The organism is Eggerthella sp. AM16-19 (genome assembly GCF_003474385.1).
Taxonomy (GTDB): domain Bacteria; phylum Actinomycetota; class Coriobacteriia; order Coriobacteriales; family Eggerthellaceae; genus Senegalimassilia.
This window is the reverse complement of sequence record NZ_QUCY01000041.1, coordinates 1-6,092: the sequence shown is the minus strand read 5'-3', so window position 1 is coordinate 6,092 and position 6,092 is coordinate 1. Positions and strand designations below refer to the sequence as shown.

The window sequence follows — 6,092 nt, the reverse complement described above, 5'->3', positions numbered from 1 at the left end:
CGGGCAATTGCCCGCCTCTTCTCACATCACCCACTTGAACACGGCACGGAACAGCCAGACGAAAAAGCCCAGCGTGACCTTAAGCGCCGCCATGAGGAACCTACCAAGCCTCTTCATCGACGTCACCCCAATCTTCCTTGACCTTGCGGGCGCCCTCGTCGGCGCCCTCCTCCTTCTCTTGCGCGAGCAGCCTCGCCAGCTCGTCGGGCACGCCCGGGACCTCTGCCCTCCCCAGAGCGCGCTGCAGGTCCCTTATCTGCGATTTCAGCGGTTTTGAGGGAGGGCCCACGTGCTCGCGGTAGCAGGCGCCGATCGCGGCCGCGTCGCACAGGAAGCCCCGCACCCGGGCGAACGCCTCGTCGCCGTCGAGCAGGACGCGGCGGGCTCGCCCCAGCTCGGCCTCCGAGGCCAGCATGAAGCGCCAGCCACGGGACCTGCGCGCGGCCGGTATCCCGTCCGCGGGCGCGTCGGCGCGCCAGTCGTCGCGCACCTGGTGCCAGTTCGCCGTGAGCCAGAGCCCCTTCTCGGGCTCCTCCCGCATCTCGAGCTCGAACTCCGTGAGCATGTTCGCGCCGGAGAACGGCGACCCCTCCGTGAACGAGAGCGTGTCGAACAGCGTCGTCCTGCCGCCCTCGTACTCTATCCTCACCATCATCTCCGGCCCCTCTCCCTGCGCTGGTCCTGCTGGGCCCGCTGCCGCTCGGCGGCGAGGATGCGCTGTTGCTCGTCCGCTCGGTGGCACTGGCGCGAATTGCCGCTGGCATCGTCGCGCCCTTCACCGTCCCCGTAGCGGGTCTTGAGCGGCATGAGCCCGTTCTCGGCCATGTAGGCGCGGGCGGCCTCGAGGCGACGGTATCCCTCGCCGCCCGCCTGGCCGCGCCGCTCGAGCGTCGCCATCCTGAGCCCGAACTCCTCGATGGACTCGACGTCGAACTTCGCGCACGTCTCGAGCGCCGAGGAGAGCCTGCTCAGCTCCGAGAGGTCGTTGAGCTCGAGGGCTCGCTCGGCGGCCTCGCGGATCCGCGCGGCGCTCGCGTCCGTGGGGCGGTAGGCGCCTTCGCGCTCGAAGCGCCGGCGCAGCATCTCCTTGCCGTAGACGAACCCCAGGCGCTCGCCGGTTACCTTCTTGGACGGTTCCTCCGCCAGGCTGAACACCCAGTCGTCCCGCCGCGCCTTGGCCGAGTTGTCGGCGACGTGCACGCCCAGGGCGTCGAGGATGCCGAAGAACTCCGCCTCGTCGCGCGCCGTGGTCTTGGCGAGCGCGACGCGGGCGCGGATGTCGCCGACCCACGAGTAGCCGCCCGAGCGCATGATCTCCTTCTCGGCCCGGCCCAGGTAGACGCTCCTGCGGCTCCTGGGCCCGCCCGCACCTGCCCGCCCGCGCGCCTTCGACGGAGATTCGGGCGCCCGGTCGTTGGAGAGCCCCGACAGCCCGCGCTCGCGCGCCATGTCCTGCAGGTCTCGGTTGAGGTCCTCGGGGTGCTGGGTCTGCATGCGGTAGCCGGTGCGGAGGTTGGCGTTGTTCACGACGATGTGCGCGTGCGGTATGCCGCGGGCGTTGTCGTCGTGGTAGACGATGGCGATCTCGTGGTCGTCGAAGTGCCTGAGCGCCCACGAGCACGCGAGCTCGCGCAGCGTCGCCAGGTCGATGTCGTCGCCGGGGTCCGGCGAGAGCACGAAGTGCTTGAACGTGCGCGCGGGCTTGCCCCTCCAGGGTGCGTCCGTGCCGAACGCGGCGCGCGTGGCGTCCATCTCGGCGTCCCAGGCGCAGGCCTCCTTGGCGTCTTCCCCCAGCGCGCCGGCGTCGCGCTCGTCGTAGCTCAGGTTGAACAGGTCGCGCGCCAGGGCGCGGCCTCCCTTCTCGAGGTAGCGGCGGATGCCGCCCGTCGAGCCGTGGCCGCTTATCGGCTTCAGGATCGGCATGGCGAGCCCTCCACGAGCGAGTCGGCGCCGATGCGACCGAGCTCCGCCGCCATCTCTCGGGCCGCGGCGTTCACGTCGGCGAGCTCGCGCTCGATCGTCGGGATGCTATCCGCGACGAGGTCGCGGTCGACGTGCCCGTGGCGGGCGTGGAAGTTGATGAGGTTCATCGCGTGCACGGCCTGGTTGTAGTGGTAGCCCCACTTCGTGAGCTCTCGCGACATCGCCCACAGGGCTCTGCGGTCCACGAGTATGCGGTGCTCGTCTCCCGCGTTGGCCTCCGTCGACAGCGGTATGCGAACGAGGTAGCGCAGGTACTCCGACTTGCTGAGGCCGGCACGCTCGCACCGCTCGCAGAGCGCGTCGTAGTCGCCTCCCTCCATGCGGAACGTGACGCGGCGCTCCTTGCCTTTGGCGGCGCCGGCTTCCTCTTCCATGGCGGATTCCTTTCCTCGGGCCCGCCGCGCGGCGGGCGCGTCTCTCTAGGGGTGCGGGGGATCCCCCGCAGGCGGCGGCCCGGCTCGGGCGCCGCCTCTGGGACCGGGCCTCGCGAAAGCGGGCTCCCGAACGGCCCGCGGCATGACGGGTCCGAGGCCGCCCGGTCCCCAAGTGCTATGGACGCCCGACGCGATGTCGGACGCCATAGGCTACTTGCTGGATTTCGGGCCTGAGGCCCTTCTGCGGCGCTTTCGGGCATCGGTGCCCGCATCCGTGTAGGGCGCGGTCATGAGCGCCATCTCCCGCAGCAGCGAGAGGTCGGCCGGGCTCGGGCTCTCGGGCGGGCTCTCCAGGAAGTCGGCGACGAGCCTCGCGGCCTTCGCGATGCGGCCGTCGGGGCCTGCCTGCGTCTTGCCCTCGCTCCTCACGTAGTCGGAGAGCTCGCGCTTGGTGCGCCGCCAGGGCTCCATCGCGGCGTGCATCTCCGCCTGGCGCTCCTTCGGCATGCCCGCGAGCGTGCGCACCGCCTCGGCGCTGAGGTTGCCGCGGTCGGCCTCGGCGGCCCACTCGGGCGAGAGGTCCTCGGCGATGCGGCGGGCAAGCCTCTCCTCGCGCGCGATGGTCTTGCCGGAGACCTTGCGGCCCGTCTGCCGCTCGATGATGGCGGCCTTCACGTCGTCGACGCGCATGCCGGAAAGCGACGGGTCCTCGGAGCGCAGGCGCACGGCGTCGCCCCTGAGCGCCTCGGTCGCTGCGGCGCGCTCGGTCACGGTGAGCGCGCGGGTGAAGTAGTTCGCGGCGTGGAGCAGCGTCACCGCCCGCTCGTCGTCGATGCCCTCTATCACGCGGCAGGGCATCTTCTCGTAGGCGGGGTCGTCCTTGGCGAGCAGCGCGTAGGCGGCCTTGCGCCGGTGCCCGGAGACCATCTGCCACGAGCCGTCGCCGACCTTGCGCACGAGCGGCAGGTCGGTGAGGCCGTCCTCGCGTATGGACTCGGCGAGCTCGGCTATCCCCGTTGGGTCCATGGAGTAGGCGGCGTTCGCCGGGTGGTCGGCGATGTCGGCCACCGCTATCTCGGACACCGGGTAGCGCCCGCGGGTGCGCGACGCGCCGTCGAGAAGCCCCGTGATGGTGAAGCCCGCGGCCACCTGGCTAGGCGAGCTCACGGGACACCTCGTCGGCGAGAGCTTCGTAGTCGCGTGCGGGGCGGCTCCCCGGCTCGAAGGCCGCCACCGGCTTCCATTGCCAGCTGCCCTCGCAGACCTTGCTGCTCGCGTGGATGACCGTCTCGAACTGCTCGCCCGGGAAGAACCCGTCGAGCACGGCCGCGCCCGTGGCCTCGGCGTTGGTCATGCGGCCGGGCACGCAGGTGCGCAGTATCTTCCATCTGGGCGTGGGCATGCGCAGAGCGTCCGCGATGGAGCGCGTCGCCTCCACGGTGAGCGCCGTGCCGCGCATCACGGTGGAGTCGAGCTTCACGGGGATGACGACCATGCCGCCCTCCGTTGCGGCGAGGTAGGCGTTGAAGGCGAGCCTGCGCATCACGGGGCTGCAGTCGATGAGGCAGACGTCGTAGGAGCCCGAGGCGTCGTCGAGGGCGAACTTGAGGCGCTGCTCGCGCAGGAGCATCTCGTTCTGGTCGACGAGGTCGATGGTCGAGGCCACCACGTCGAGGCCCTCCCCGGCGGCGTAAGCGACCTCTTCCACGGGCGCGCCGCCGTAGAGCAGCTCGACCGAGGTGCGGCGCTCGGAGGCGGCGCGGTCGTAGAGGCCGAAGAAGTCGGTGGCAGACGCCTGCGGGTCGAGGTCGACGAGCAGGGTCCGAAGGCCCCTGGCGGCGAAGATGGCCGCCAGGTTGACGGCGGTCGTCGTCTTGCCGACGCCGCCCTTGTAGTTGGAAATGGCTATCGTGCGCATGGGTCGCGTCCTCTCTAGCGTGGGGCGCGCCTCGCCGCATCCGGTCCGGCGCGCCCCGAGTCTCGGAGCGTCGGGACAAAACCGTACGGATTTGTCCGACAAGCGGAGTGTACCACGAAAACGTACGTATATGTACGTTTTCGTGGTACAGGGGCCGGTTTCGGGGGAAAGCCCGGCCCCGGGAGCCCGGGGCCGGGCGCGCCGCCTAGGAGAGCGGCTCCATCTCGCCGAAGCAGTTGATGTGGTGGCGAAGGAGTGCGCGGTTCTCCTTGACGACCATCATCGCCACCTCGTCGAAGCGGACCGGGGTGTCGGCGTAGTCGTCGCCGTTGCCGGCGAGCCACCTCGCCGCCAGCGCCTCGCGCAGCCCGCGCGCCCTGTGGGCCTCGGGGAAGCCGTCCGTCCCGATCCGGACCGTGGCGTCGACGAAGACCAGGGTCCCGTCCTCGTCCACCGCCACGAGGTCGATCCCGCCGATGCCCTCGGGTCCCTGCCAGGCCTCGTCGACGATCTCGTAGCCCTTGCGCTCGAGGAAGGCCTTGACCGCGCCCATCGCCTTTTCCTTCATGTCGTTCATGTCTTGCTCCTTAGACTCTGAGGCCCGCCCCTGTGGCGTGCCTTGCGCCGCGTGAGTCGCATGCAGCGCGGGCGTGCCTGCAAGGGAGGAAGCGAAGTCGGGCATGGAAATAGAAGTCTCCCGACGGCAGTTTTTCGCGTTGTTCGCGCGCGGAGCGCATGGGGCGAAGAACCCGAAAAAGTGTCGCGGCCCTTGCTGGCCGCCTGCCGGCGTGCGACCCTGCGCGTCCAAGGAGCGCCGGGGCGGGTATTCGGATCAAAGGGGCGCAGGCGTGCGGCATGGAATCCGGCGTGGGCGCCGAGACCCTCCGGGCATGGGATGCGGCCCATCGGCGGTTGCTGGGCTCCCGCGGGGATTGACGACGACGTCGTGGCGGGGACGGAGGCGGGTTCCCGAGTCGCGGCGCCGCGGCATGAGTCGGGACGGACGGCTTTCCCGTGCCGCTTGCGGCCGATATGCGCACGGGACCGCGGGCGGCGAGATGGTTCTCCGCATGGAACGGCTACGGTGCTGCGCGACACGTCCGTTGAGAGAAGGAGGCGAGCTGATGTTGAGCCACGAAGAGAAGTTGGAGCGCATCGAGCTCATCGATGCCGTGTGCGATGCCGGGAGGCTGGCGAGGGGCCTGGACCAGCTGCTCGAGTCCCTGGCGCATGCCGACCAGCTGGACCCGCTCGACGTCGAGGGGATTCTGGCCCTGAAGTCGATAAGTGAGAGGTGCGCCGAGCGCATCGGCGACGCCGCGCGAATCTTGGAGGCTCAGAACGAGGTTCTCTACGCCGAGGAATGGGCAAACGCCAAACCTCGCGAAAACGAGAGATGAGGACCCGAACGAAAGCGGCCATCCAAGCCCGATCAGGGCGTCCATCGCCGTCCGCGCTCATATAAAGCCTGGACATCGGCTGTCCTCGCATTCCCAGTGCCGCCGCGTGCCGTCGCGTTATAATGCTGCAAACGCATTTGTATTGCATTTCGAGCGATGGGAGCGCAGATGCCCGACAGCTACAAGGAGCTCATCAAGAGCAATCCCGACGAGACCGAGATCAGAAGCTTCCTGGTGGACGGCGACCAGGTCTCCGTGACCCTGCGCATCCCCGACACCCTGCGCGACGCGGCGAAGGAGGAGGCGGCCCTGCGGGGCATGAGCTTCTCCGCCTTCGTGCGCACCTGCATGATCGAAGAGCTCGCGAAAAAGACCAGCTATGAGTAGTCAAGACCCGTAAGACAAGTTTTCTAGAGA

At 69.4% G+C, this 6,092-nt stretch carries 8 protein-coding genes; 2 read left to right on the top strand and 6 right to left on the bottom strand.

The features are described 5' to 3' along the window. Positions 1 to 100: 100 nt before the first annotated feature. From DW178_RS10815 to DW178_RS10790, 6 genes are all read right to left on the bottom strand, one after another. Positions 101 to 655: a hypothetical protein gene (locus tag DW178_RS10815; protein ID WP_073293304.1), complete on the bottom strand. Its 555-nt coding sequence runs from the start codon at positions 653 to 655 to the stop codon at positions 101 to 103. Next, complete coding sequence (locus DW178_RS10810; RefSeq protein WP_096227023.1) at positions 652 to 1,923, bottom strand: relaxase/mobilization nuclease domain-containing protein; 1,272 nt, start codon at positions 1,921 to 1,923, stop codon at positions 652 to 654. The genes DW178_RS10815 and DW178_RS10810 overlap by 4 nt, the downstream gene beginning before the upstream one ends. Beyond that, entirely contained in the window at positions 1,911 to 2,357 is a 447-nt protein-coding gene (locus DW178_RS10805) for a CopG family transcriptional regulator (RefSeq protein WP_015540324.1), read from the bottom strand. The genes DW178_RS10810 and DW178_RS10805 overlap by 13 nt, the downstream gene beginning before the upstream one ends. 210 nt (positions 2,358 to 2,567) lie before the next feature. Then, on the bottom strand, positions 2,568 to 3,524 hold the full coding sequence (locus DW178_RS10800) for a ParB/RepB/Spo0J family partition protein (protein WP_096227022.1): 957 nt from the start codon (positions 3,522 to 3,524) through the stop codon (positions 2,568 to 2,570). Continuing rightward, complete coding sequence (locus tag DW178_RS10795; RefSeq protein WP_033499416.1) at positions 3,511 to 4,275, bottom strand: ParA family protein; 765 nt, start codon at positions 4,273 to 4,275, stop codon at positions 3,511 to 3,513. The genes DW178_RS10800 and DW178_RS10795 overlap by 14 nt, the downstream gene beginning before the upstream one ends. Before the next feature lie 205 nt (positions 4,276 to 4,480). Next, on the bottom strand, positions 4,481 to 4,852 hold the full coding sequence (locus DW178_RS10790; protein ID WP_096227021.1) for a YraN family protein: 372 nt from the start codon (positions 4,850 to 4,852) through the stop codon (positions 4,481 to 4,483). A gap of 547 nt (positions 4,853 to 5,399) precedes the next feature. Between DW178_RS10790 and DW178_RS10785 the strand changes: the two genes are divergently transcribed. Together DW178_RS10785 and DW178_RS10780 are read left to right on the top strand one after the other, a co-directional pair. Next, a complete protein-coding gene (locus DW178_RS10785; RefSeq protein ID WP_052118776.1) occupies positions 5,400 to 5,675 on the top strand; it encodes a hypothetical protein in 276 nt (91 codons plus the stop codon). Positions 5,676 to 5,843: 168 nt separating this feature from the next. Next, on the top strand, positions 5,844 to 6,062 hold the full coding sequence (locus DW178_RS10780; RefSeq protein WP_286168689.1) for a YlcI/YnfO family protein: 219 nt from the start codon (positions 5,844 to 5,846) through the stop codon (positions 6,060 to 6,062). Positions 6,063 to 6,092: the final 30 nt, after the last annotated feature.

Excerpts from the sequence above, each read along its gene's own strand:
- DW178_RS10815 (WP_073293304.1), bottom strand. The coding sequence starts at position 655 with ATGATGGTGAGGATAGAGTACGAGGGCGGCAGGACGACGCTGTTCGAC.
- DW178_RS10810 (WP_096227023.1), bottom strand. The coding sequence starts at position 1,923 with ATGCCGATCCTGAAGCCGATAAGCGGCCACGGCTCGACGGGCGGCATC.
- DW178_RS10805 (WP_015540324.1), bottom strand. The coding sequence starts at position 2,357 with ATGGAAGAGGAAGCCGGCGCCGCCAAAGGCAAGGAGCGCCGCGTCACG.
- DW178_RS10795 (WP_033499416.1), bottom strand. The coding sequence starts at position 4,275 with ATGCGCACGATAGCCATTTCCAACTACAAGGGCGGCGTCGGCAAGACG.
- DW178_RS10790 (WP_096227021.1), bottom strand. The coding sequence starts at position 4,852 with ATGAACGACATGAAGGAAAAGGCGATGGGCGCGGTCAAGGCCTTCCTC.
- DW178_RS10785 (WP_052118776.1), top strand. The coding sequence starts at position 5,400 with ATGTTGAGCCACGAAGAGAAGTTGGAGCGCATCGAGCTCATCGATGCC.
- DW178_RS10780 (WP_286168689.1), top strand. The coding sequence starts at position 5,844 with ATGCCCGACAGCTACAAGGAGCTCATCAAGAGCAATCCCGACGAGACC.